The following is a 25,670-nucleotide window of genomic DNA, read 5'->3' on the forward strand; positions in this document are numbered from 1 at the left end:
ACCGTCTCCTGTCTATTCTTGAAGCTACTACGTTACTGCTGTCGAAGCAGATCTACCGCAATTAGCTCTGTTGCTTCCTGCCGACTGAGATTTTTGCCAGCAGCACTATCCATCTTCGCCTTGATTGCAGCCTCGCTGTCTGGCACAAACTTAGCAAGAGTCGCACGTGCCCATGACGCAGATGTTCCGTCTCGGTAAAGGATACCACGAAGCGCACGCTCATCTGGCTCAGTTGCGTACGCCCATCGCTTAATACCGCCCATTTGGAAGTGCAACAACAGGTTCTGTACACCGTCTGTCGTTTTAAATTGTGCGAAAACCATTGCGCCTTTGGTGGCTGAGGGTTTCGTGATGCTGTAGATCGCATTCCGCTCGTCGTCATTCAGGTTAAGAAGAGATTGAACCTGGATGGCCGTGTCCATGTCTTGACTTACACCAAAAACGAAAATGGTCGATGCCAGCTTCAACAGTTCTCTCGGCAGATGCTCAGGAACTTGCGTTCCAAGCAAGATGCCTACTTGGTACTTCCGACCCTCAAAGCCCATCGAGTCAATAATGCTCAGCGCGCCCTGCACCTTGCCGAGGCGGTGCACTTCGTCAGCCCAAAACAACTTGTCTACCTGGTCTTGTGACTCAAGGTACGCAAGGTGGTACTTAACCATTAGTGGCGTCAGGCCGAGTTCTTTCTGTTTAGCCTTTATCTCAGGGCCTGTGTGTTTGAGGTTAACAAACAAGTCTTCTGTAAGCAGTCGCATAGCTACAGAAAAGTAGATTGTGCGTTCCCAGTCATTGTAAGTGGTAATGCCGCGTCCGAATACGGTTGTCATGTCAAATACACAGACCCTCGACTCTGTGATGTCAATATTGGTTATTCCGCGTAAGCAGGGGAATAAACTATTTGCAGATGACAAGCAGCTTGCAATGGCAGAGGTTAATTGCTGACCCTTATATTTAAGGTCTGAGAATCGATCTGCTAGTCGATCCACAACCAGCACCAAGTCCCCAAACTGGGGAACTGCATGACGTTGTGCAACACGGGCGGCGAAAATTATTGATTCATCTTTGTTCTTAACGCCGTATTGCGCCAATGCATCCACAACACTCCAATAAGCAGTTTGGGGGCTGACAACGAGTTCGATCTTCTCAATGGCCTTAAGTACCCGTGGGTCAGCACTGAGTGGCTCAAAAAATGTAGGTGTTGATTGTCGCTCATTGGGGTCTCTTGAGCGGTACGCCTGCTCAACAGTGGTCTTGAGCACGTTCATAACGTTTGCAATGCCTGCATCTTCGAGCAACTCATCGCAAATGGTGCTCAGAAAGCTCAGCAAGTGTTGCATATGGTCTGCAAGCGGGGCGCGCAAGCACAGTCGGGTATCAAGCTGGTTTTTTACGATTGAGCCGTCGTTTGTGAACTCTTGGAACAGTGCCTCATGCTTGCGATCTGCTGGCAACGAGTCCCTGATCATGTCGATTACACCAGACGACGACGACCCAAAGTCGATGCCGCGAATGTAAGACATATCACTCGCAAGAGGGTGATTGGCGAAATAGAAAATATGCTCAGAAATGCAGTTAGACTTACCGTATCCCATACCACCCGTAATGAGCGAAATCATTGCGTTTTGCTTTTTGCTCATGGGCTGATAAGGCATCAACACCCCATCGGAAGTCCTGAACCACATGCTCGTCTGCGGATTCCAAAGACTTGCAGGCCGCATGATTGGGAGTTGAGTGACAATATCTAGTTCAGTTTGTGGTGCCTTTGGGCAAATCGGGGGCACAGCGTAACCAGCAGTGGCAGACATAGTCGCTTCGATAGAGCAGCCGTACATGGTGTCTACCTGCTGGCCGCCCCACTGCTGTAGAAGGGTCTCAACGTCACGTGCACGTCTCTGAAGTTCTTCAACGTCATACCTCGGCACGCCATCTTGTCCGTACGTTACCTTCGTCTTAGACCATGTGGTAGCAGCTAGTCCATAACCTAGAACCGATCCGCCAGCCTCCGAGTACTCCGAAAGCGCTTGGTCAGCTTTGGATATTTGCCGATTACTTTGAGACGCAAATGAAAATACTGACGCGAACAGGCGATTCCAATAGTTTGCCTGGCTGGAGTTAGTCATCAGGCTGTATGCCAAGCGGACTGGAAGTCGTCGCGTGTAACACGTTGCCAAAAAGCTTTCCAAGTGCTCCGGATTGGTCGCCAACTCTGAAACGTACATAGGAGCGTAGATTCGGTCTCCCATTACCGCATACTTGCCCAAATCAATTGCATCTTCGAGCATCTGATTAGCAAGCTTTGGAGGTAGTTTGAAAGTCCAATCGTTCGGCTTTCCAGTCGAGCCTTGCGCATCTTTAAAGGACTGCCTGACTTCTTCGGTTGCTCTGGAGCGTACATCCTTTGGCTTAAGCAAAGCTTTCCAGCCTGGACCAGTTCCATCAGGTAGAAGAGAAAAGCGCATTTCCTTCAGTGCGGCATAGCTATCTAGCCGTTCAAACGAGTAACGGCTGTTTTCGCTGCTCATGAACATCTTAATCTTGTTCACTTGTTGCTCATGCAAAGCTTCGAGGGCGCGAACGCCTGCCTTCAAAGTCATGCCATTACGACCTTTCGCACAGCTTTTGATGTCGCGCAAACGCTCTGCTAAGGCGCCAGCCTGGTCTGCTTTTGGCAGTGAGTCGAGGTGGGTTACTACCAGAAGATACTGACGTTCCCTGGCACATATCCCCCCGTAAACCCGAGCTTCCTCCAGCAAAACGTCTTCAGAATCCAATCCCCGCCGCTTGCCTGCATCGATCATGAGCTTTCGGCTCTGCATGATCTCGTCTTTCATTCCGTCCGGATCAAACTCAAGAAACCAGAACAAATCGCTACCGCTGGAGTTCTTCGCTGCAGTGGAGTTGCGAATGAATTTAATCCACTCAGACCTAAGGGCTTTAAATTGCTGAGGGAAATACTGCCCCATGAAACCATTGATGCGGATAACGCTCATCAGCGAGCCGTTATATAGCGCTAAGACTTGATCATCATGTGGGCATGCAATCGGAAAGTATTGGGTATGGTCAGCCTTAGACCAGCCACGCAGGCCGTCGTATAGGTCTTCAATGCCATCAAAAAAACGGTCAACAAAACTAGTCAATTACTAATACCCATAGCTTTAGTGAATGCATTCCGAACATCATTGTAAGACCCGTGCGAAAAGTCTTGAGCGCTATCGTTCGAAAGATCTAAATCATTAGTGCAAGAATAACCCATTTCATCCAGAAAACGAGACGGTTCATATATTTTATCGTCGTCACTACCTGGGAACGCATAACGGGCAGAATGGAAAAACTCGCACTGAACCTTTGCACGGGTAATTCCTACATATCCTAGTCTTCTTTCTTCTTCCATCTGTGAGTATCCAGCGTCTTCATCGCTGATATCACTTCTAGCATCCAACGGCATTAAACCTTCACTCATGCCGACAAGCAGAATGTAAGGCCACTCCAAACCTTTGGAACGATGAATTGTGCTCAAAGTAATTTGGTCTGAGCCACCCTCAGTTTGACCTGCATCCCGAAGTGCAATCTCCACGGCAATATCGCGCCATGTCAGCGACTCGCCGGACTCAAGCCGATCTCGAAGTTCATCTTCGATATTGTGCGCGAGCATTTGGATGTACTGGGCTTTCTTGTCTCGTATCTGCTCGTCTTTTTCCCTCTCCAAAATCGCCATAGGCCCATTGATCGCCCAATTGACGAACTCCTTGGCTGTATGGCTGAGCAGGGCTTCTGATTGCAGATCGTCCATGAATGCCTTCAATGACGCCAACCCCCTTTTAGGGACGTTATCAATGGCTTCAGGTAGTTCGTATAGACTGGCACCTGGGGTATCAACTAACCAATCGCAAACCGTATAGCAAGAGGTGTCGCCGAAGTTGTCGATGTACTGCTGAAGCGATTTCAGTGCATGGGTGTCTTGTGGGTTGCGGGCAAGTCTCACAGCATTCGTGATTGCGCCAACTTCGGCCCGGTCAAACAGGCTCATCCCGCCCACAACATGATATGAGATCCGCTCTCTTCGCAATGCTGGCTCAATCAATCCAGCCATACGATTTGTACGGTAGAGAATGGCTATGTCTTTGGCGGGTACGCCAGAACTAATCAGCCTAGAAATGCCTTCAGCGATTTCGCGTACCATCTGCCAATGATCAGGATAAGCATTTAGGGTTAGCTCTTTTCCTTCCTCTCCAAGGGAGAACGGTGTTTTATCAAGGCGCCCTTCATTGTGTTTTATAAGGTCATGGGCTGTGTTCACGATTGCCTGTGTTGAACGGTAATTCTGTTCAAGGCGAAGCGTTGTTGCGTTGAAGTCATTTTGGAAGCGCGTGAGGTTCTTTATCTCCGCACCACGCCACCCGTAGATACTCTGGTCGTCGTCGCCGACAGCGGTGACTGAGCAATAACCCTTCGCAATTTTCGCAATGAGCCCGTACTGGACCCTGTTAGTGTCTTGATATTCGTCACAAAAAAGAGCACCTAACTCGCTACGAACTTTTTCGAGAAAATCCACCTCGCGTGTGACTCTAAGAAGTGGTAAGAAAATAAGGTCGTCGAAGTCTAGGCAGTTCGTCTTCTGCTTCTGATCTTCATATCCGGTCAGTGTTTTCCATGCTAAGTCAGTTTCCTGGTCGGTCAACTTGTGGTTGGCCTGTAGCGACTCACAAAGCAATGCTTTATTCTTCGCCTGATTCCGAACGTCATAGCCACTTTGACGTTTCAAGCTCCAAGTATTTAGCCAATTGATCGGGTTTAGTCGCTTCTTGTCAGCTGGATCGACAATTTTCTTTGGCAGACCAAATTCATGAGCCAACGCCCGCAACATTCTTTTTACATCGGTCTCGTTCAGCAAGCTGAATTCCGGCGCAAGTCCAAAACCCTCTGGGTCTGACTTGATCAGCTTCATACCGTAACTGTGGAAAGTGTCCATCACAACGTTATGCGGAATTATTCCGTTTACACGCTGTACGCGAGCCTTCATTTCTTTGGCCGCTTTATTGCTGAATGTGAGCATTTGCAAATTGCGACCGCTCGGTAACAACTTGGCGATTTTAATCGCTTTGTGCGCGATTACCGCAGTCTTCCCAGATCCGGCGCCAGCAATGACAAGGCAGGACTCGGCCTCGGGGAAGTTCACGATTTCACTTTGCTGAGGATTTAGCTGCATTGTGCGCAACCTCCATTTCTTTGAGGCACGCCTGATCTAGCTGAATGTTTCGCACAAAATCTCGGGATGAAATCAGTCGTTGCTGTACTGACAGCGCCGACATGTTGTTCATCGGGTAAGGGGTCAGCCCTTCCAAGCTTGCGGGGTACAGCAGTCCGCTTTCGAGAGCTGCCTGTGGTATGAGGTTGCGCACTGACTGAGGACACACTACGCCAATTCGACCATTTCCGTAGGTGGTGATCTCCATGCCAGCCTTTTGGAGGTTTAGCGCTGTTTTGAGGCACCGCATACGGTCTTCTGCTTGAAGCCAAGCGGTTGACAATGTTTTTGAAATAGTAAAATTGCCGCAGTTTTTCCTTTGCGTTCCTACCCATAGGTTTTCCGCCGCGAGGCCGTAGGCGTAGGAGATTGCTGATCGCTTGGTAAGAAATGGACGCAACCCGGTGTTTTGCCAAGCACTGGCTGTTGCCACCTGGAGAACCTCAACTTCGCCGAAGCTACTGAGGAACGCCAACTCAGGCAGGGCGCACCACTCCCTGAAATTGCGAGCATCATACGCTTGCCCCTTCTCGGTCACCTTGCTAACGCCAAGGGCGCCAGCGCCGTAGTTCATCAGCTTACCAACCCGCTCCTCAATGCCATGAATTCGGATCTTGGCAAAGAGTGGCACCTTGCTTTCAAACGCCCAGGACACGAGTGATTTTGGATTCTGGCCGAGGTCAGGAAGGTTGTGGTTAGCAATTTGCCCAAGTCCACCCTGCGGCAGTGGTAGTTCCAGCATTTCGCTTGACCACTGCACGCGTGGAAACCAAAAGCTGAAAACATCTGCTTTTTCATAACGCCGATTGCGCTCGCACGCCGTGAAGCGTTGACAGGATTGCTCTGCAACGTGAAGCAGAATACTGTTCTTAGGCCCCTCCACGCTGCCGTAGAGTTGGCCTACTGCTTGTGCCATCCCGTAGGCGGGATGCTGGGTCAAGCCAAGTTGCTTTTTCAGCAATTCAGCTGCGCACCCAAGAATTTCAGCTAAAACTACCACCTGCTGATCAAGGGGAATGGTCAGAAGGCCGAGTTCCTGAACCATTTGACTTAACCTGGTGCGAAAGTAGCTATCGCTGGCAATGTGCGGACTTCTGTTGAGACCTGCTTCGTAAAGCAAGTCAGAACTGGCGTTGGTTATCCAAAGTGTTTGGGAAGGCAAGTCAGTTGTGGCAGAAAAAAAGAATGGTTTCCCACGATGCTCACAGGCAATGTTTCCTTCACGACTGAAGGGCGTTGCATTGCGGAAAAGAACAATTCCAATTTTCAGAGCCATCCCTACACCTCGTCAAAATATGTATTTGCTTTTTCAAGTGGGCGATAAGTCGCCTGAATCCAGTATTTTGCTTGTTTATTCCAAAAGCTTGAGTTTGGCCAGAAACGTACACCACTCATAATTTCATTCCGTGAGGAATGGAACTCGTTGGGCAATAGTGCGAGAGCGCGGGCAAAGTCAGAGTCGCTATCTTCCTTGTACAAGGGAATATTGCTTGCAAGATGCCCCTTACGTCCCCTGAATGATATGTCAGCGTGGCTTAACGTATCGGCAAGTGGATGGGTTACATCTAAGCAATTTGTGCTTACGGCGATGTAAGTCGAAATGATCGACAATTTGCTTTGCTTGATTTCAGGTAGCCAGATTAAGCTTCCTGCTACCGGTAAAACTTCGCCATGAGGCGCCGGATGCTCTACAACAGCCCAATTAATTGCAAGTGCTGAAGCGCAGAGAGGGCAAAGGCAAATCCCCCCCTTTGTCGTAAGCGCTGCCAAGCCTGGGTGCGATACGTCAACCGGACACATATAACCATGCGGGATCATTTTGCTGGAACGGCTGACAAACCCACAAAAAAGACATTTAAAGCCAGCGCTTTCCAGTATTTTCATACCAACTTTAGCTAACTTTTCGTTGGTACTCCAGAAGCCTTGGATTACCTTTCCTGCTAAATCAGGATTATCAACCGTTCCAATCATCGTAAACCTACCTTAATACTCAACGCCGAGTTCATCAAACTGGCTTGATGCATTACCTTGACCGGAGGTAAGCGATCCAGATGCTGCCAGGATGATCACAGGGATAACGACAGCCGCCGCGCCACCTGCTATCGCCCAGAGTTGCCAAGTGAGTGGTTGTTGCTGTTTTTTGGTCGTGATTGAGGAGATAACTCCCCACGCAGCCAAAATGATCCCGGCAGCAGCGAACAGTAGCAAGACGATGGGCAAAATCACTTTTGCTTCGTCCTTCCAGCCTGTTGCAAAATCAGACACCATCACGTTGCCTGCGGCTGATGCTACAGCCGAAATACTTAGTAGGGCCACGGTAGCCAGCGCCATTGATGCACGAGGTACAATCTGTCTTTTCTGTTTCAACTGGTATTACTCCTACGTTAATTAACTAAAAAACCCGAAACCTGTAGAGGCATTAATTGCCATTGCGATATGCACGGTACAGACCAAAGCAGAACCCGCAATAATGCGTGCAAAGATACTGCCCATTAAGTCGCCACGCGATTCGATGGAAACAGTCCCAAGTTTTGATGCCATCAGATACGCTCTGCCAAGCGTTACATAACCTGTTAGCACCAATATCCCAATTGCAGCCATAATTGCTGGCTCGAACACACTACTGCTTCCACTGTATTCGGAAATCCCCATCGGATCAGAGTTGGCCCACAACGTGCCACTCCAAGCTTTGGTCCAAAGCGACAAGTCCACCATTGATGATCCGCCGATAAGTTTCCATGCAATGTGTGAACCTGGAGTCGCTAGGCCGCTGTCCCGCTTCCCCATCTTTACGATTGCAATAACCCCACCGGCTGACACCCATATTCCGATTGCCGCAAATACCCAGAGAATAGTGTCCAGAAATACTGGATACTCGCTGCTGAGATTTGTGAATATCGACTTAAAGTCCACGGTGAATTCCCTAGGCTATCGAGCAATCAAGCCGCTTGTTGTACAAACTGTGCGAGAGTCCGGATCAAAGCTTTTAACTCGACCAAAACCTGGTACTTCCATGTCAGCACGCAACATCAATGCCGATCCATCATCGCGACGAACATATGCACCACTGTAGGTTAAACCCTTAACCTTCCATACTTGAGAAATTGTTTTGGCTCCGCATTTAACTGCTTGGTTGCCACCTTCTGGCTGTGATACAGGTTTTGCAGCTTGAGATGTCGTAACGGCTGGAGTCTGTGCTGCTACCAATATTGGCTTAGGAGATGCTTTTTTATCTTGTTGCTTTGTTTTGGCAGAGGTGTAATCCGACTGCATCGGGCCACCTACTAATACCAATTTCGTGTTTTTACCAGACTTATTCGAAGATTCGTTTTTTACCGCTTTAATCGCAGCCGCAACAGCCGCCTTGGAAATGTCATTAATACGCGATTCAGTACTTTTAGAGAAGTTATTAAGACTCAAAGTCAGCTGATTGAGTTTGCCTTCAAACGCATTGTTTTTTGTTGAGGTCGCTTCTACTTGTTCCTTGATCATTGCAATTTCAGCATTAACGGATTTAACAGCATCTAGCAACTTCGTCACTTCTTTGCTTTGGTTTGCAATTGCAACGGCAATCGCAGCGAATTTGTCGGCCGTGTCGGGGGCAATCTGCGTCGGAGTGTCCGCTTGTTCTACTGCTGTTACATCTACAACCGTAGGCGCTGGCAAATTTTGCTCAGCCGCCGAGACCAGCGTGTCGTAGAACTCTTCATCCTGCTCTTGCTCGGTTCGTGGTGTGATTGGCAAAACCGAACCTGGTACGTCCTCAGTAGAGGAGGCATCAGCAGTTTCTTGGTGGCGTTGATCTCTTGTATTCAAATGACTACTAGCTTCGCCGCCGAACTGAATAGGCTCCGCCGCACCAGTATTACTAGACGATTGGGTAATTGCAGGTTGTGAACCAAACTGGTCGGGTACACTGGAATGCGGTGCGAGCACTGGCGCAGGGCTCAGTACTATCGCAGCAATCCAACCCAGTGCGCCGAACAGGCTGAGGACAACAACGCCGACACCTATGTATAGTCCGTACTTCTCGAAGAAAGCCTTTTTCACTGCTTGCACCGTCAGAGGGGGTTCATTATCCGCAACCGTCTGATGTGAATCATCTTCGATATGACGCTGTGCATCCTGGCCGTCGATGCGTTCGTTGGCAAGTGCTCTTAGGCCTGGATCGTTATCGTTTCGAAAGGCTTGTTCTGAAAATCCAAAATCGTCATCTGGAACTTGCGTGTTTGCGTTTGTCATTTTATTTATTCCTGTCATTTGTCGCCGCAAACATCATCCATAAAGACGACGCCGACCAATTGGTTTACATCCACAGAGACTGTCAGAGGACGATTGATTCGATTTTTCATAACATCACCGAGTGACTGGCCCAAATCACCTATAGCCATCTTGATTTCACGACTTGTATCAGACTGACTATCTTGGACAACGTTGTCGCCCACGAATATAGTTTTCGTGTCGGAATTTCGTTCTGCTGCTTTACCAATCGCACTCAATACAGTTCCGAAGCCCCACCATCCATAACGATAGAATGTGTGGTAGTCAACATCACCACCCACAGCGTTAAGCACGGTTTCCATGTCGAGTCCGATAGCATTGATTCTTACCGGATCTTTCAGTCCAACGAGACTATTAAATTCCATGCGTAACCATTCTTCTTTGCGCTCGAACTTTCCGATCATTCGATGTTTTCTAAGTGGCCCATTCACTAGTTCAAGTATTACAGGGCCACCAACGTCGCTGTTTGCTGCCATGGTTGACCTGGCAACGTACTGATGCCCAGCGCGGAGGACTGGGTTCTTACACTTCTCAGGAAGCTCACCTGCAAGAGTCCCCGTATCTTCGTCGCTGTCGTATTCGTACGCACCTGCACCTTTAGCGGTTTTGGTTTTAGCTGGTGTTTGTTGGGTAGTTTGCTGATAGTCCCAAGAAATAGACTGTAATTGGGGTGTTGCAGACCCCTCCGCGATCATCAATTTATTGATAAAATCTGCCTGCTCGCGTGAAACCTGCTTTGTTTGTCTACTTTGCTGGCCGTTGCCTGCACTCTGCCCTTGCCCGGACTGCTGGTTCGCACTGCGCTCCGGCGCTGTGTCCCCAACATTTGAAATTCGTTCTGGACGATTAAAGTCACGCACCTTACCAAATTCGCCATTGTCTGCTGTTACTACTACAGGATGCGCTGTTGGTTCGTCTTTCTGGATGTTAGGCAATTCTTGCTCGTTGTATCGCTCACTTTCTTCATATTGCATTTTTGTTGGCTGGGTGTTTTTTTGGGTGCGAGCATTTCCGTTCGTGGATGCACCGCCATTGCCCATAACCTCAGGTGTTTTTACAGATGCATAGCTCCAGATCAATAGGCCAGTTACGAGCAAGCCCGCTACGGCATATGCAGCCAGACGCCCTCTATTTGCTGGGTTGAAAATGCTTTTAACGGCACCCATTCCGCCAACTTTTGGAAGCTCAACGTGATTTCGGCCTGAAATTCTGTCTTTGGGGTCCGCATCGATTGACCCCAAGTCCATTTCGTTAATTTCACCGCTCATCGCTGTGCACTACCATTAGTGGCTTCATTCATTATTTCCGCTTGCGAGATACGCTTGATCTTCAGTGTCACAGTTTTTCCCTCATCATTACTGGCCATGACAACTGTGCTCGCGGGTAGTTTATATGCTCGGTAACGCCCATTTGCATGGCTGGCGCCTTCAACCTTTGGCGAGAACACTGACAGTGGCGTTTGCATATACATAGCGGTGCCCTTAACCCACACTCGCCCTTCTCCGCCCTCGACTACCATTGCTGTGCTGCCAATGGGGCCGACCCCATATAGAGCGTTGTTCAAGTCAGCATCGGCCTTGGTGCCAACAACAACTTCGTCAGATCGATTAATTTGTCCCAGGTCAGTTTGAGGCCCAACTTCTGAAATCTTGATCGTCGCTTCTTTATGGAATACGCCTGATTTACCTTCGAGCATTATCGTTATTGGTTTCGATCGATTTACTAGGTAGACAGTAAGATTACCTGTCGCACCATGCTTGTCGGCTGTTAGGGTGAATGACCCAGCCTGTGGGTCGTGTGGGTCTATTCCGCCACCACCCTTGCCACCTTCACTTTCGGATTGTTTAGGCTCGGCTGCTCGAACAACCTGTATTAACCCTTCCATGAAATTCGATACCTTTCTGATTGGCCATGGGTTTCCATAAGCATCGACAAAGGTAACGCTCGTACTCATGTAGCGTGCGATATTGAGAATTGGAGATTTTGAAGACGGATCACTTGTAATTTCAAATGTCTCATCGATATCTAGTAATGGCTCAGCTATATCATCAAAGGTTTCAATGACAGGCACTCGCATCGCACCGCTGTTACGGATAATACTTTTTCTTGCTTCTATGATTGATGCTGGGTCAGTAATTAGAAGGTCATCTGTGGTTGCTGTAAATCCGGAATCTTGCGACGGCTGCTCCTGTTGCTGAGAGTCATTGCCATAACTATCAACATTGTTTTCGGCATTGGCCGCAGCATTAAACATGGCTGCAACAATTGCAGTAGCCAGCACTAGTCTTTTCATTATCAACGCCCTTGTGCTGATCGAGGAACAATTCGATATGAATCGACCCATAGTCCATCTTCTCGCAGCACAAGGGATGTCCTCCGAACCTTCATGGTCATGACTACATCTACAGTGCCACGTTCGCGACCGTCGATATTTACGGTGTAAGGGACATCTACGATCCACTCCCAATAACCTTTTGCGTTTAACTGATAGCTTCGCATTATCGGACTTCGGGTCGTGGCGTATAGGTTGCCCTGTAGTTCTTTAGTTAGGTACTTCAGCACACCAATTTTTTTAAGGCTGTCTGAAAAATTACTTCTTTTTGCATCGGACAAACAAAACGTGTTGTTGCTGAGTGAAGTTTCCCAGTCAACCCACGAAAGACGATAAACACTTTCCACACACTTTTGCGACCACGCCAAAATTTCTTTCTGCGAATACATAGGGTCATTGAGCAAAGGGAGTGGACGAATCCGGCCATCCGTTGTTTCTGAAAGTAACTTTGGCTCCGGCTGATATTTGTACTGAATCATATTTCCTGACATAGACAGAGCAAGAAGCCCCAATAACCCGGCGATAATTCGATTCTTGATCGTTTTATCTTCACGAGCATCGAGGCCTGCCTGGATCATTTCGACCAAGCCGTTGGCGTCGTTAATTTCTTGTGCCGCGTCCAGCGTCATTTTAGATTTCTGCATCGCAGACGACTGACCTTTGGCGCTTTCAGATGCGGTGGTGGATTTCGTTGACACGTCCGGCTCCATCGATGCCTGGCGCCCTCTCGACGCCAGCTTTTGCGTATCCTAGCAGGAAACGAATACTCCGTGTAGTATCACTATACGATGTCAAATCACGGCGTGAGCTTTTAAAGCTTGCGATCCAATCGTCCTATTTTTCGGTATTTTTTCGTAGCTGGAGCAATGAATGACCTTGATCAATGATGGTAAAGGCCAAGCTGGGAAGCGGCCAAAGCTTAAAATGACAATACTCGCCATAGCATTGTTTGTTGGCATAGGCGGTGGGGCTTACTTTTGGGAAAAATCGACCTCTGCTCGTGCTATCCCAGCTCAGGATGAAGTAATAGCTCCTGATATGGCACCTAGTCTGCCCGCTCCTTCCGATTCAATCGTTTCTGCAGATGCAACTGCTTCTGCCGAGAATGCTCTCGTCGCCGCGGTTCATGGCCCTGATACGTCACTCATACAGCGACTGATGCCCGCGTCTGAAATACGCAGCGTTGACAAATTGGATTTCGGGTTAGGGACTTATGTATGGGAGATTGACATGCTGGCTAACAAAGCCAACCCACAGTCCTCCGGTTTTGTGTATCTCTCTGCTGACGGCACCAAGTTGCTCAATGGTCCCTTGATGGACAAACGCAGTCGCGTCATGCCACTGCCGTACGTCGGTGAGGGCACCGGGCCTTCATCTACTCCGCTGCCTGATTCGTCACATCAGGCCTCGGAACAAATTACGCCGGTAAGCTCGGCTGATGCCAACCAAGAGAATGCATTTAACCCGCAACCCGCAATAGACGCGCAGGCTAAAAAGGCGACTTACCAGCGTGATCAATTCTATGCTGGGATTTCACATCTGAACTACATCAGCACTACGCAAGGGTCGAATGTCGTCTATGTCCTGTTCGATCCGCTTTGCGCACACTGCGGCAGGCTCTATAAACAATCGACTGCCATCGCGTCGGCATATGATGTCGAGTTCCGATGGATTCCAATTTTCATCACTGAGAAGAGCTATCCAATTGCTGCGCTGATCCAAAAGATCCATAGCGAAAATCAAAGTATGGGCCTTGAAATCCTGGATCAGGTTCTTACCAAGCAGTGGAAAGCTGAAGACCACATCATGGAAATTGCTGGCCTGACAGAGGCTGATTATGAGCAGGTCAAACCTGCTGGCGCCGTGTTCTATTCGATCACGCGTGAAGTACCTGGTATCGGTACGCCATTTGTGATGTTCAAGAACGCGGACAACAAGGTAGAAGCGTTTGGTGGTGTGCCGTTGGCCACCGATTGGGCAAGCCTGAAAAAGAAGTGATATGAACAATGAAAAAGCCCGCTTTGCATAATGCTAAAGCGGGCTTTTTTGTTGGGCTTTACCCCATTCTCATCTGGGGGCTTCTTTGTTCTGGTTCTTCTGGCGTGTCCAAGGCGCTCCGTGGCGGGTGCAGATGAAGCTTGATCCCCTTTCCCTCCGTCAAGCCCGATTCAACCCCCTTCCTGTTTGCTAGTTCTCCGCTCATGAAAGCTGAAAATATAGACTCCGCTTTTTCCCCTCCAAGTAGCGCAGCTACACCTGTTACACCATCAACAAATCCACGGACTTTGTAAAACTCGCTAAGGCGCTGCTCGCTCAGGTCCAACTTACCAACCGACCATAACTGGAAGGCATAGGCCTGCATCTCTGACGGGCTCTCCAGTGCTGCGTTGATGGCCACTTCAGCAATGCCTTGCCCCCGCATGTTTTCAGTTACATACGCTGCAACCGGCCCCTCATTTGAAAAGATCGTCTGTAGCGACAGGCGTTCTTCTGCGTTCAGCAGCTTAGCTTCACATGCGTGCCATGCCTCGTGATAGAAGGTCTCGCGGTCGGTGTATTGCTCATTCAAGCCAAGCACGTCGAGCGCCGTATGATAGAACCCAGCCTTACCGCCCTCCTCGTTGAATAGCATGAATTTCGGTGCCGACTGCTCGAACAGGCGATGCAGCTCATGTACACCCAGATCGACAATGTCTTGTGGTGACAATGGGTATGAGCTTCTGTCCTCGCTATTGAGCACAGGCATCTCAATGTCGCCGAGGATTGGGTGGGACACCTGACGGACTTCCATATCGATTGCCTCAAGCAGTGGCAAAACCCACTGGTTGATTCGTTCCAGGTGCTCCTTGTCAGGATACAACTCGCCACCTCTGCCAGCGGGCACAAGGTAGTCGTTTCGTTTGCCCTGGAACCTAAGCTGATCTGCGAACCAGATTTCCATTGCCCGAGCGAACATCTCTGCCGGTTCTGCCCAATAGTCGCCTTCCTTTTTTGACGCGACCATCATCTCCGAGAGTTCCGTGTAACTTTCGATCTTGTCCTGGGCAGTGCCTGGTGCAGGCTTGCGCATGATCGCCACCTGAAGATCTCTGAACGCTTGTCGTACCGGTTCACGCACTTTTGAATCATTTATCGTCGGCAAAGCACCTGGCTTCTGCAACACGTAGGCGAACGTGTTAAGCAAATCTTGAGGCTTGCCCGTATGGATATGTCCAAAGTGAAGCGCAACGCCATGAAAATATTCGTGGGCCAGCAAGCCGTCGCCAGACATGCGAGTGAGGTTGATGGCGTAGTTTGCAGGCTCAAGATGTGCCGCAGCTGGTCGGCTGCCACCCTCCCCCCGTGATCCAATACACAGCCCAAGCCGACCGCCCAAACTTAGCGCCAGTGGCTCCCATCCCATTACCTTCGCAAAATCCATCATGGAGTCATACGAAAGGTTTAGGTGTTTTTCGCGTTCTTTCTGGTTCGTCCAGTTTCCGTACTCTACGCCACTGAATCCGAAGGTTTTCAGGAAGTCCTCTGAGATGACAGAGATTCCATTGCGGTAGTCCTCGCCAACTCGGACAACCTCATCACGCATAACGCGTGAACCGGTTGTTGGCCTGGCCACCTTCTTGGACTTCAAGTAATCAGCCCAAGTTGCGCGATCAAGAACCTCCCTCATTGCGGCTGAGTTTGTGAAGGGGGAGTAGTCCCGCACGGAAAGGTTCGGTATGCCGCGTACCTTGAGATCTTTTGACTGATAGACGCCCCTGACTGATTCGCTATAGCAAATTGCGTGCGTATAGCTCCTGAACTCAATATCGAGCATGGCCCCGTTCATGTGTCTTGTGTCGTGTGGTGCTGTGTCGCGCAGCTCGCCAGTTTTGACTTTCTCAATGAGAGCTGTGGTCCCGTCACGCATCGCCGCCACAAGATCAGCAAACGCTTTCACGTGCTCCATCGCCAAAGACTTTGGTGTCTTGGGTAGGCTTTTCCAAAGCATGTCGATAGCGATTGCTGTGTACAAGTGCAGTCCGGCTTCTTTCATCTCCTCGTAGCTCGTGCGCGGCCAGATCATCTCACGCTTCAGGTAGATTGCTTTTTGCTCTGGAGTCATTCGTGACGTGTGCATCATCAAGTCATCACGGCTGAATCCGCGAATATCCTTGCGCGCATAGCCAGCCACTACGCCAGTATCCTGGTAGTCACCCGCTGTGCTATCAGTTGCTTTTTCCACACCTGCGCGTTCACCAGCCAGTAATGAGCAAAGCTCTGGGTCTGAAAATGAAATAGCATCGAAAACGGCAAATTTTGCCTTGTACTTGTACACCTCTTTCGTCTGAACCATTGCCTTGCCCAGAACAGCATCACGGCTTTCGCTCACAGCATCGTTAGACCCCGGAACCGAATGTATGTAAAACCGTTTTTTTGCTGATATCGCGACAACCACACCTTGGTTGCCCCGCAAATGCCTCATAGCACCGTGGATTAGCCGCTGCATTCCAGCTTCAGAAAACTCTGTAACGCGTCCTTGGAATGAGCGCATTAACTCGTTTTTGACCCATTCGCTGAGCTTGCTGTCTTGTGCGTTTTTTGTCGCTTCAATGGCCTTGTTGAATCGAGTAATGAGGGGGAAAGCTGACAAGAGCCGCTTCGCTTTCGATAACTCGTCAAAGCGTTCGCCCACCAAGTTGTGTTCCGCAAGATTTTCAAGCGCCTGAGCCATTGCAGCGGCGGCATCTTGATATGCCGCATGCGGCTGAATGCTAGTGCGTGATGAGCATGCGCTGGAGAGGCCTGGAGTTATCTCTACAAGCTTGGCCACGCCGCTGCTTTCATAGGTCATCGACAATTCGGCAAACGATAGATCGGCATCAACCGTATTCACTCCGCTTGGAGATGGGTTTTGAGTCTCGCGCAGTATTTCTTTCAAGGTGACCAGTGAGACGTTGTTCCTGGTCATGCTTAGGTTGAGCTGCCCATAGTTCATTCCGGATGCATCAGTTGGGACCGAGTAATTAAAGAGAGTAAGGCTAACCCCGTCGCTCTTCTCCACCCCGTGCAGCGCTTCCTTCGCAACACCGTATTTATCACCAGCGACGGCGATCATCACCATTAGCTGGTTCGCGGTGATTTCACCCCCCAACTGGGAATGCTCCATGTCGGCAAGGGCATTCGTAACACGGTGCCCCCTGTAGAATTCGAGAGGAATTGCGCTATCGACGCCAGCAGCATCGCCAAGGGCTTTGGCGCCTATCTCAAACTCTGACACGCGAACACGCACCAGGTTATCGAGGTTGCTCGCGATATCTCCATATGCAATCACGCCGTCGTCGAGGACAGGTATCGCGGCGACACCATCAGTAACCGAGTAGAAGCCGACTTGATTGTAGGTGCCGACACGCATGCCGATGCCCGAACTCGACGCCTCTAACGATCGGTTGCGGGCCAAACAGAAGCCAACACCAGTGGAGCCATAATAGTGTTTGGAAACGGCGAGCAGGTTCGACTCGATAGACTCAAGTACATCCTCAACCTCATTCCGAATATCGGTGAGTAAATTATCTTCCTGTGCTCGGATTGCGAAATCTACCCGCCAACGATCTTCAGGGAAGTAGATACAAGCCTTCAGGAACGAAACGACGGCCTGGCCGACTTCAGCGCGTAGTGATCCAAGGTTGAGATGTGCATCTGATTGATATGCATCTTGTGATGCTTTAGCCACTTCTGTGTGGCTGAGCAAACTGCTAGACCATTCCTGGCCAGCGTCCAAGAATTGAACCTGCTGACGATTTACCTGGCCGAGGGTTGAAGCTGAGATGCCGCCTACGAATCGAGGGCCACCCTCGTAAACCCAAGCCTTGTCATCTCCTACGCGCAACGGCATCGCAAGACGACCTTTATGGATGATGCCATCAGAGTCAGCCCAGTGAATGGAGTCGCCGCCATTCAAAATGGTTTTGCCTCTTTGCACGGCCTGTTGAAGGTCTACGCCTTCCCACCCCTTCAGTAACGCGAAATCAAGCGCGTCACCTATAAGGCGGGCCTCATGCCGCATCCTGGCAAAAACCAACTCGGTTACAGCATCAGCCTCTGGTGTTGAGTCCCCTGCCATCGCGGACTCGACGTGACTCCAAGCCACCGCCTTCGATGAAACATCATGAAAGCTTAACTCGAACAGGACTGCGTCCAAGTTGTTTTGCCAGAGTCTGGCGATCTCGTCCTGAACAGAAATCGGGACTGGGTTTTCTTGAACCTCGTCCTGCGCATTGATCAGGTCTTCAGGACGAAACCCTTTCAGTACAATTGCTGATGAAATGTACTGGAATTCTGATTGGGTAACTGGCCCAAGGCGCAGCCATGCGCGACTCCCCTTCTTGAACCCTAAGTCGTCCAGGCGTGCGCTCCAGTCAACTGGTGCGCGCTCGACGGTGGTTACGAGCTTGTTTTTCACCATGACTGGTTTGAACAAGGCCTCGCTATGCTCCCCCCAAATCGCTGGTAGCGAAGAATCGCGAATGACCGTTCCCATTGCTACATCATCCCTGGCCGTTCTGTGCGCTGGTTGTACCCAAAGGCCTCAGCAACCTTCGTGAATACTGACTTGAGGAAGTCAGCAATGCCATCCATCAACTCGCTGAGACGTTCACTCAGCTTGGTGCCGTTGTGATCGTGCAGGGAGTCGAGCATTTCCTTGTGCTTTTCACTGACGTTTTTGATTTTGCGACTGATCTCAACGTCGAGCTGATCACCAGACAAACCGGATGCTGCGCCTGCAATAGCTGCTTGGCTCGCCTTGGTGGACAAGGTGCCTACGGCCTGCACCAGATCATCTAACATCTGCTTGTTTGCAGGGTTGGCCATGAACTCCTTTACGAACTCAGCTTTGTTCTCGCCCTTTAAGCCCTTCAATCCCGCCGAGAAGCCATTGGCGCCGAACTTACTCAGGATGCCGTCCATGTTTTGGGTAAGCGAATCAACTTCACCCGACAGTTTCCCGTACTTGCGGCTACTGATTGTGTTGTTTATTTGAGCCCCGCCAGCGCGAAGCATTTTGGTCAGGCCAACCAAGCCTGCTCCGCCAAGCATGCTCATTCCTTGAATGATGCCGACTTCGTGACGCTGTGATTGAAGATCACCAGCTGCCCCTGGCGCGTTAGCCCGAGCAATACTTTCCATTGTGTCAGCGGCTTGCTGGCGCTGAGCTGCGTCGAGGGATGCATTTACCCCCTCGTTGAAGTTCAGGCCCACTGGCGGCATCTGACCATCAGCACCTGGGGAGGCTGTACTGGAGTTGGCTAAAGATTCACCAAGCGTATCGGTCAGGCTTTCTTGCGGTGCTTCAGTCGCAGAGGCTGAAGAGGCTTCAGTTTCTGGCGCGGGCACGTTATCTGTTGTCGATTCATCATCGAACAGCGCAGCGTCCAGCAACTCATCCTCCGAAGTGTTCAATCCCTCTACAGCCTGGACATCTTCTTCGGACGCCGCCGCAAAGGCATTGCTCAAGAGGGAGTCGATTTCGTCAAGGTCGAGAGTGGGCTCAATGCGCGTATCGGTATCTTCTCGTGCACGAGCAACTTGCTCTCGAACTACATCTAGCTCTTCATCAGCAGAGAGCGCCGTGTCAAAGCTCCCCGTGATCTTGACGCCTGGTTCATTATCATTTGCCAACATTCAATTCTCCTTAACGCGTCTGCAAGCCATCTTTTGAAATTTCACGTATTTCTTTCATGGCAGCGAGGATACTTTGTTCGCGCATGTACTTATTTGCCAACCCTTGTTGATAAAGTTGCTCGGCTTGACCGAGAACAAGCTCTTTGAGCAGCGCCATTTCACTAGCGCTTGCACTTTGCTGCTTGAGCCAAGTTGGCGAGAGTGCTCTATAGTTGGCTCCCAGCTCTTCAATCTGATACCCGGATAGTCTGCCCGTATCCCAAAGAGCCTTCGTATCCTTGTCCATACCTTCCACGTAATAGGAAAGCTGATCCTTAAAGGTATCTGAGTTAACAAATTGAATTCTCTTACTTTCATCCTGATCAAGAATGTATTGAGCAGCTTCCTGGCGCTTCGCCAAGACCTTCATTTGCGACAAGCCTTCTCGCTCACCTTGAGAGCCATTTTTCTCAATGCGTTTAATTTCTTCTTCAGAAGGCAACTCTACTGGATAAGGGTTTACAGTTGCGTCCCTGATTTTACGGTGTTTAGCAATCGACGTTGAATCGTTGGCTATTGGATCATCAGCAATGATGATTGTTGAATCAGCGTCTTCATCTTCTGCAAAGGTCTCTAAAACATTTGTTATCGAATATTCTTTCCGGCTCTCTCCTGGCGGTAAATTCGCACCGCGTGAGTTGTAGCTAGACGTTTTCTGCGAAAGAACTTTTCGAGCCGACGACGTGGCCCCTTTGGCCCCTGAGCGAACACCGGATGTAGCTACTTGGGAGCAAGCAAGACGTGGCTTCGCAATAGAAGGGTCCATGGTGTAGGCATTTCTTATACGCTGCTGTGTCACACCCTCAGATGTGGCAATAGCTGTTTGAATGCCTAAAGACGTTCTCATTTCGTAGTCTTTGGCATTCAACAGCGCTTCCGTCTGCATCCGTATCGAATCTATGATGGAGTGAGCGGCGTTGTAAGTGGCATCTTGGCAGTTGTAGCAATAAACGGGTATGCCGGCAGCAAGCACACCTTTAGACGTAGTAAGAAATGCAATAGTTACAGCCGCCTTGAGGATGGTTTTAGAGTCCATTTATTCCATCCTTCACAATATTGCCAATGGTGGTTTCTACTCGCGGCGTACGATTGCTTGCTCCGTTCGGAAGCTTATTTGTTAGTTCTTTAGTTTTCTCACGTAAAATTTCTTTGGCTTTTGCGGATGCTGCTTGAGCGACTTGGTCTTGCACGATTTTACCAAAGTCGTATGTCTCTTTTTGGACACCGCCTTCTCCTGTTGTCGCACCAATACCTATGGACGCAATACCATACGGGTCAGAAATGTTGTACTGAAGCTTTCCTACAATACTTGCAAGAAAGTCGTTAGCGAATTTACATGCCATATCTCGGATCTTTGCCATGATCCCGCTGAGCAGGCCGCCTGTAGATGGAATACGCAGTCGAAGCAACGAATCCAGTGTGTCAAGAATAGGTAGACAACTAGCGTCCTTCACAGTCGGGGCTGTTTCAATCTGTTTAGCGATGGGTTCTTCAAGGTTGCGCTTGTAAATACCTACCGCCATTTCATCCATTTTTTTCACGTTTGCGGTCATCATGTCGTCGATGTCGCAAGCCGTATCTGTGGGCATGTTGCTCGCAGCTTGGGAGGAATGGACAGGCAGTACAAAGCAAGCGCACAGCAGGATTGCTGTTGGCTTCAACTTATTCATGTCGAGTTTCTCTTATGGTTCTGATGGCCTCAGCGATTGCATTGGTTCGGGTATCACCGAATACGCGCCCCAAAAGCTCACCTCGGTGGACGACCATGACTCGCTCGAAGAACAAATCGGCGAATCGACCTGCGTCCCCGCCAATGCGGCCAAGGGCTAAAGCAAAACGGTTTACGAAATTCGGCGAATTGCGATCCATTACCTCCAGCATCCGGAAGAAGCGAGAGGAGGCCACCCAGGCAAGCAATTCAGCAAGAGCTGCAGCCATGTAAGGCTTGTGCATATCCCTGACCCATGACTCACGCTCGCTCAACTCAATGAGTTGATGCAACAAGCCGTTCAGTTCAGCGTCGCCGCCTTTGCTGAGCCAAACCTCTTGGCTGTCCATCCAAGTCATCAGGCGAGCAAGGGAATCACCCGATTCTTTCCAGCGTTGAGCGACAACGGCAGCATCGAGCAACCCACCGTCTGGACTGGCACCGATGGAGCTGAGTGATTGATTCAAATCGTCCACCCTAAACCTTTTTAACAATGTATCGTATTTTTATACCATACTTATTGTCGCTTGCCTAAACGGCATTCAGCAGCCTCTAGCGAGAGAATTCATGGAAAAAACGATCCCCGCCGCCCCGCAACCTTCGGCTGCTGGCGAACCATCTGCGCAGGCGGTACCGCCAAAGAAGAGCAGCCTGATTGGTGGCTCTATCAAGTTCCTGCTCGCCACAAAAACTTGGTCGAAGCAGGCAGCAATCCTTAGGAAGCGCGGGTCATTCCCGCTACTGAGGGAGGTGCTGAAAAATCATGTCACGTCGAATCGCGTCGTCATTCCCACTAACATCATTAGCGATCACCTGATTGCTAAATCGATCATCGGCCATCGGGTCATCCTCGTCGCGGCTGCACTTACATTTGTGTACGCACTCATGCTTTTTTCACGCGGCCTTGCCGTCGGCGTGAAGATGGATGCCTGGCTTAACGGATCTCTTGTGTTATCGCTTCCCCTTATCGTCTATTCCGGCACGAAAATTCTTATGAGCTGGAAGGTGCTAAGGGTTTTTCACGCGGAGTTGGACGATAGAAGAAATGCGAAAGCAGAAGCGACCGCCTTGGGTGCGAACAATGCAAACTCGTAACTGGTTGACCTCAAAGTCATGTCTTTTTTTCGTCGCGCTTGCAGCGTTAATGGTCGCGAGATTGGCTGATGCTGCTGATGGCGGGTTCACGGTCGAATCGCTCGATTCGGTATCTAACGCTGGCTATGATTTTGGGCAGAAGATCATCAACTGGATAACCTATGGCTCAGACACGGGGTCACACGGCGAAAAATCACTGCTCTCAGTACTCTCACTAACACTGAACACCATCGGGATGTTCATGATGGCAGTGTTGCTGGTTTTTGGTGGTGGTAACTACATCATCCAGACTGCCAACAAGGGTGTCCCTGGTGGTCAAGTTATTTCGTCATTCTGGATGCCCTTGCGCATGGTCGTTGCCAGCATTTTGATGATGCCCATGACGTCAGGCTTTTCTGGAATGCAGTACGGCGTCACTTCAGTAGCTGAGATGGGCAATACGCATGCAAATATTCTCGAAGAAAAAGGTCTTACATACATATACAATTACGGTGTTTATCGGCCGATAGCGCTCATTAATGGTGAAGATATTATTTTTGGCTGGATCGGATCTGAAGTATGCAGGCAGTACATTAATGCATACACCAACACGGAAACGATTGGCTACGTCGTTAGCAACACTGGAACCGTACAAACTGGATTTACCAACAAAATCCAATATCCATATAACGAGCCGGTAAGCTCATACAGAGCAACTAACCCTCGATCAGAATACTGCGGATCAATTACAATTTCAGCACCGGCAAAAGGAGATATTCCAGATAGCACCGGGGTGTTTGATTTTGCAAAAAATGATGACATTTCGACTTCTGTAACATCAGAAGCACAAGCAAAACTGGTTTCCTTGCTAGCTAGTCTTCGGCCTCAAATCTCCTCGATCGCTTCTAAAATCTTGTCAGATCAAAGCGCACTTCAATCCATGCAAAATAATGGATCAGGTGCCCAATCTACTTTTGAAAACGCATTACAGGAAGCCCGAGGCAAGGCTTCAGGGCTCTCCGGGGAAATCGAATCCGTACTTCAAAAATACAATGAAGGCCGTCAATCTATTGTTGCTCAAGCCGTTAACACCGCGAACTCTGCCGCTAAAGACGGCAAGGACTGGAAGTCACAGACCATCGATATGGGGTGGCCGTTGTTGGGTACTGTCTTCTGGCAAATCAATACAAATCAGTCCCAGATAAATAGCCTTGCGCAGCTTATGCAAGCGACCGCTACTGACCCTGCTATCGATGGCGAATGGTCTCAAGATCAACGATTCCAAGAAATTGCACAGCGTATCCAAATGGTTAAAAAGTCGTACGCTAATTCAGCAGGCGGAGCGCTAACTAAGGACTCTGGGCAAATTATCCCTTCTCTCTCTGCTATATCCATGGCAGGCGCTGAAGGATCTAATATGTATGACGCTGTTAAAATGTCTATGTATAACGTCCTCAGTAGTATTACCAAAAGCGCTTTGGCAATGAACTCTCCTGATGATTTAATCATAAATATTCAATACATCGGTTCTGCTATTGGTGCAGCAGCAGAATTAATGTATCTGACAAAGGCGGGCGTATTTTCGGGGATGACCTTTGTTGCAAAAACCGCTGAGGCAACTGGTGAGGCGGTTAGTTCTAACGTTGTTTCCTGGCTTACTGGTATAGGAGTTGGCGCAAAAACAATTGGTGGTATTGGCTCCGTAACTATTGCGGTTATAGATGCGCTAAACAAATTTCTTTTTCCTTTGATTGATCAAATTCTGGCAGTCCTAATTGCTGTCGGATTTGTAGCTGGCGTCGTCTTACCGACTATCCCTCTAAGCATTTGGTTCATGGGTGTAATCTCGTGGATGTTGTTTTACATTGAGTGCCTACTGGTTTCCCCATTCTGGCTCGCTGCGCACGGCACCGCAGAGAAAGAGGGGTGGGGCACGGAGCATACGCGGCAAGGTTATATGCTTATGATCGGGCTCTATTTGAACCCAATCTTGCGTGTTGCGGGTTTTTTCGCCATTTTCATCGCACTGAAGCCTATTGGATACCTCGTTGCCTGGTTCTTCGACTACGTTGCGGGCGTGCTTCAATCTGGGTTCGTCAACCTGTTCTCTTCGGTCGGCGGAGTGGTAGTGGGCGTGATGTTCGCCTACACAGCCATCGTCCGGGTGTTCTCACTGCCATCTGAACTGTTTGAAAAAGGACTGCGCTGGGTAAATGGCGGCCATGAGGTAACAGGCGATGGTCACAGCGAGGAAAAAGCGCGGAGTAATTTCATGGCCTTCGTAAGTAAAGGAGAGAATGCTGCTACACGACCGATGCAGTTCACATCGAAAAAGCCAATTCCTGGCAGTGACAGTCCCAACAAGTCGTAAGGCCCTCAAAAAAAAACCAGCGTGATCGCTGGTTTTTTTTGGCCTGTTGCTAGAGGGTGAGCGGCTACATCAGCATCGGCACAGCCATGCCGCCAACCGCCATAATGATGAACGCAAACATGAACAGCCCTGCGTAAGGATTCGATCCGGTGACCATCAGCTTATGAAACCAAGTGCCCGCCTCTGGTTGTGCGAAGATGAATCCTTCGCGATTTGCGCACTCCAGCCATCCGCGCATCATGCCTACCGCAGCCACTTGATAAACAAGCACCGAGCCAACAGCAAACATGCCTGTGGTGAACGCTGCGTTCGCCAGGTGACGCATGAAGCCACCAAGCCCATTAGGCATCAGAAGTAGGCCCGCTACACCACTCACGCCGTCGACCGCCTTGCCAGCGTTCCATGGGAGAACATAAGCCCACTCCAGCATCACAATCCCGAGGACAGCACCCGCCACCAGCATCGGGAAGGTTTCCCGCGCATAGTTGTAGCCTGAAAGCTTGCCAGCGACAGCGGAGTTACGCAGCGCTGCAACTGCTCGCGGGCCGAATGCCAGAAGCATTAATACACCCACGACAAGACAGCCTGCCCCGGTTTTATACTGGTAAAACCCCATCGCGAAGAACAACAACGCAACAAACCAGACCGACACTTTCCACATAGGCCAGACTTCGGTAAACCAGTTACCAGTCGATTCGCGGCTGTAGTAGAACTTGAATTTCCGCTGCGCACCTTCGCCCTTCGCGGCTACGCCAACCGCGCCATAACGGTTCGCCAGGCTCACCAGTATTTTTGATTCAACCCCGAGCGACCCTGCCGACCACGGTAGCGACACTGAGCCCTGCGGATTCACTCGCACAGACTTAGCTGCCGCCTCAAGAATTTCATTGCATGGCTTGTAGCCTGCAACCCCAGCGTTCGAGTACGTCGTTTTTGTGTTCATGGAACCCCCCAAGCAAGT

Annotated in this window: 19 protein-coding genes; 3 read left to right on the forward strand and 16 right to left on the reverse strand. The window is 49.8% G+C overall.

Annotated elements, in window-relative coordinates; translation table 11 throughout:
* Nucleotides 1-32: 32 nt before the first annotated feature.
* Genes HBO09_RS17220 through HBO09_RS17265 form a run of 10 tightly spaced genes read right to left on the reverse strand, consistent with a single transcriptional unit; the run spans nt 33 to nt 12,556 of the window.
* Nucleotides 33-3,137 carry a hypothetical protein gene (locus tag HBO09_RS17220; protein ID WP_169995893.1) on the reverse strand — a complete coding sequence of 1,035 codons (3,105 nt, stop codon included), beginning with the start codon at nt 3,135-3,137 and terminating at the stop codon, nt 33-35.
* The gene (locus HBO09_RS17225; protein WP_170060937.1) at nt 3,134-5,206 is read right to left on the reverse strand and encodes an ATP-dependent helicase; all 2,073 of its coding nucleotides are present in this window, start codon (nt 5,204-5,206) and stop codon (nt 3,134-3,136) included. The genes HBO09_RS17220 and HBO09_RS17225 overlap by 4 nt, the downstream gene beginning before the upstream one ends.
* A complete protein-coding gene (locus HBO09_RS17230) occupies nt 5,181-6,521 on the reverse strand; it encodes a hypothetical protein (RefSeq protein WP_169995889.1) in 1,341 nt (446 codons plus the stop codon). The genes HBO09_RS17225 and HBO09_RS17230 overlap by 26 nt, the downstream gene beginning before the upstream one ends.
* Nucleotides 6,522-6,523: 2 nt before the next feature.
* The gene (locus HBO09_RS17235) at nt 6,524-7,216 is read right to left on the reverse strand and encodes a hypothetical protein (RefSeq protein ID WP_170060938.1); all 693 of its coding nucleotides are present in this window, start codon (nt 7,214-7,216) and stop codon (nt 6,524-6,526) included.
* Between the two features lie 12 nt (nt 7,217-7,228).
* Nucleotides 7,229-7,612, reverse strand: coding sequence for a hypothetical protein (locus tag HBO09_RS17240; RefSeq protein WP_169995885.1), 384 nt, complete (start codon nt 7,610-7,612; stop codon nt 7,229-7,231).
* 21 nt (nt 7,613-7,633) lie between these two features.
* Entirely contained in the window at nt 7,634-8,158 is a 525-nt protein-coding gene (locus HBO09_RS17245; protein ID WP_169995883.1) for a hypothetical protein, read from the reverse strand.
* 15 nt (nt 8,159-8,173) lie between these two features.
* Entirely contained in the window at nt 8,174-9,487 is a 1,314-nt protein-coding gene (locus tag HBO09_RS17250; protein WP_169995881.1) for a hypothetical protein, read from the reverse strand.
* Between the two features lie 14 nt (nt 9,488-9,501).
* Nucleotides 9,502-10,794: a DotG/IcmE/VirB10 family protein gene (locus HBO09_RS17255; RefSeq protein WP_169995879.1), complete on the reverse strand. Its 1,293-nt coding sequence runs from the start codon at nt 10,792-10,794 to the stop codon at nt 9,502-9,504.
* Nucleotides 10,791-11,819: a DotH/IcmK family type IV secretion protein gene (locus HBO09_RS17260; protein ID WP_169995877.1), complete on the reverse strand. Its 1,029-nt coding sequence runs from the start codon at nt 11,817-11,819 to the stop codon at nt 10,791-10,793. The genes HBO09_RS17255 and HBO09_RS17260 overlap by 4 nt, the downstream gene beginning before the upstream one ends.
* Nucleotides 11,820-11,821: 2 nt before the next feature.
* Nucleotides 11,822-12,556, reverse strand: coding sequence for a DotI/IcmL family type IV secretion protein (locus HBO09_RS17265; RefSeq protein ID WP_169995875.1), 735 nt, complete (start codon nt 12,554-12,556; stop codon nt 11,822-11,824).
* Nucleotides 12,557-12,728: 172 nt separating this feature from the next.
* Here HBO09_RS17265 and HBO09_RS17270 point away from each other — a divergent pair, with 172 nt between their 5' ends.
* Nucleotides 12,729-13,856 (forward strand): hypothetical protein, encoded by a 1,128-nt coding sequence (locus HBO09_RS17270; protein WP_170060939.1) that lies wholly within the window; start codon nt 12,729-12,731, stop codon nt 13,854-13,856.
* 58 nt (nt 13,857-13,914) lie between these two features.
* Here the strand turns inward: HBO09_RS17270 and HBO09_RS17275 are convergent, their stop codons facing one another.
* Genes HBO09_RS17275 through HBO09_RS17295 form a run of 5 tightly spaced genes read right to left on the reverse strand, consistent with a single transcriptional unit; the run spans nt 13,915 to nt 21,740 of the window.
* Complete coding sequence (locus HBO09_RS17275) at nt 13,915-18,375, reverse strand: LPD1 domain-containing protein (RefSeq protein ID WP_169995871.1); 4,461 nt, start codon at nt 18,373-18,375, stop codon at nt 13,915-13,917.
* Between the two features lie 2 nt (nt 18,376-18,377).
* A complete protein-coding gene (locus HBO09_RS17280) occupies nt 18,378-19,517 on the reverse strand; it encodes a hypothetical protein (RefSeq protein WP_169995869.1) in 1,140 nt (379 codons plus the stop codon).
* Nucleotides 19,518-19,527: 10 nt separating this feature from the next.
* Nucleotides 19,528-20,592, reverse strand: a complete 1,065-nt coding sequence (locus HBO09_RS17285) for a hypothetical protein (RefSeq protein WP_169995867.1) — start codon at nt 20,590-20,592, stop codon at nt 19,528-19,530.
* The gene (locus HBO09_RS17290) at nt 20,582-21,226 is read right to left on the reverse strand and encodes a hypothetical protein (protein ID WP_169995866.1); all 645 of its coding nucleotides are present in this window, start codon (nt 21,224-21,226) and stop codon (nt 20,582-20,584) included. The genes HBO09_RS17285 and HBO09_RS17290 overlap by 11 nt, the downstream gene beginning before the upstream one ends.
* On the reverse strand, nt 21,219-21,740 hold the full coding sequence (locus HBO09_RS17295) for a hypothetical protein (RefSeq protein ID WP_169995864.1): 522 nt from the start codon (nt 21,738-21,740) through the stop codon (nt 21,219-21,221). The genes HBO09_RS17290 and HBO09_RS17295 overlap by 8 nt, the downstream gene beginning before the upstream one ends.
* A gap of 91 nt (nt 21,741-21,831) precedes the next feature.
* Between HBO09_RS17295 and HBO09_RS17300 the strand changes: the two genes are divergently transcribed.
* Both HBO09_RS17300 and HBO09_RS17305 read left to right on the forward strand, forming a co-directional pair.
* Nucleotides 21,832-22,359 (forward strand): hypothetical protein, encoded by a 528-nt coding sequence (locus HBO09_RS17300; protein ID WP_169995863.1) that lies wholly within the window; start codon nt 21,832-21,834, stop codon nt 22,357-22,359.
* On the forward strand, nt 22,346-24,709 hold the full coding sequence (locus HBO09_RS17305; RefSeq protein ID WP_169995861.1) for a DotA/TraY family protein: 2,364 nt from the start codon (nt 22,346-22,348) through the stop codon (nt 24,707-24,709). The genes HBO09_RS17300 and HBO09_RS17305 overlap by 14 nt, the downstream gene beginning before the upstream one ends.
* A gap of 64 nt (nt 24,710-24,773) precedes the next feature.
* On the opposite strand, the gene HBO09_RS17310 is transcribed toward HBO09_RS17305, so the two are convergent.
* A complete protein-coding gene (locus tag HBO09_RS17310) occupies nt 24,774-25,652 on the reverse strand; it encodes a hypothetical protein (RefSeq protein ID WP_169995859.1) in 879 nt (292 codons plus the stop codon).
* Between the last annotated feature and the right edge of the window lie 18 nt (nt 25,653-25,670).

The organism is Pseudomonas sp. WS 5027, assembly GCF_012985695.1.
GTDB classification, from domain to species: Bacteria; Pseudomonadota; Gammaproteobacteria; order Pseudomonadales; family Pseudomonadaceae; genus Aquipseudomonas; species Aquipseudomonas hygromyciniae.

Coding starts and splice junctions, on each gene's coding strand:
- HBO09_RS17300 (WP_169995863.1), top strand. CDS start 21,832: ATGGAAAAAACGATCCCCGCCGCCCCGCAACCTTCGGCTGCTGGCGAA.
- HBO09_RS17280 (WP_169995869.1), bottom strand. CDS start 19,517: ATGTTGGCAAATGATAATGAACCAGGCGTCAAGATCACGGGGAGCTTT.
- HBO09_RS17250 (WP_169995881.1), bottom strand. CDS start 9,487: ATGACAAACGCAAACACGCAAGTTCCAGATGACGATTTTGGATTTTCA.
- HBO09_RS17235 (WP_170060938.1), bottom strand. CDS start 7,216: ATGATTGGAACGGTTGATAATCCTGATTTAGCAGGAAAGGTAATCCAA.
- HBO09_RS17230 (WP_169995889.1), bottom strand. CDS start 6,521: ATGGCTCTGAAAATTGGAATTGTTCTTTTCCGCAATGCAACGCCCTTC.
- HBO09_RS17285 (WP_169995867.1), bottom strand. CDS start 20,592: ATGGACTCTAAAACCATCCTCAAGGCGGCTGTAACTATTGCATTTCTT.
- HBO09_RS17255 (WP_169995879.1), bottom strand. CDS start 10,794: ATGAGCGGTGAAATTAACGAAATGGACTTGGGGTCAATCGATGCGGAC.
- HBO09_RS17260 (WP_169995877.1), bottom strand. CDS start 11,819: ATGAAAAGACTAGTGCTGGCTACTGCAATTGTTGCAGCCATGTTTAAT.
- HBO09_RS17225 (WP_170060937.1), bottom strand. CDS start 5,206: ATGCAGCTAAATCCTCAGCAAAGTGAAATCGTGAACTTCCCCGAGGCC.
- HBO09_RS17305 (WP_169995861.1), top strand. CDS start 22,346: ATGCAAACTCGTAACTGGTTGACCTCAAAGTCATGTCTTTTTTTCGTC.
- HBO09_RS17310 (WP_169995859.1), bottom strand. CDS start 25,652: ATGAACACAAAAACGACGTACTCGAACGCTGGGGTTGCAGGCTACAAG.
- HBO09_RS17270 (WP_170060939.1), top strand. CDS start 12,729: ATGACCTTGATCAATGATGGTAAAGGCCAAGCTGGGAAGCGGCCAAAG.
- HBO09_RS17275 (WP_169995871.1), bottom strand. CDS start 18,375: ATGGGAACGGTCATTCGCGATTCTTCGCTACCAGCGATTTGGGGGGAG.
- HBO09_RS17290 (WP_169995866.1), bottom strand. CDS start 21,226: ATGAATAAGTTGAAGCCAACAGCAATCCTGCTGTGCGCTTGCTTTGTA.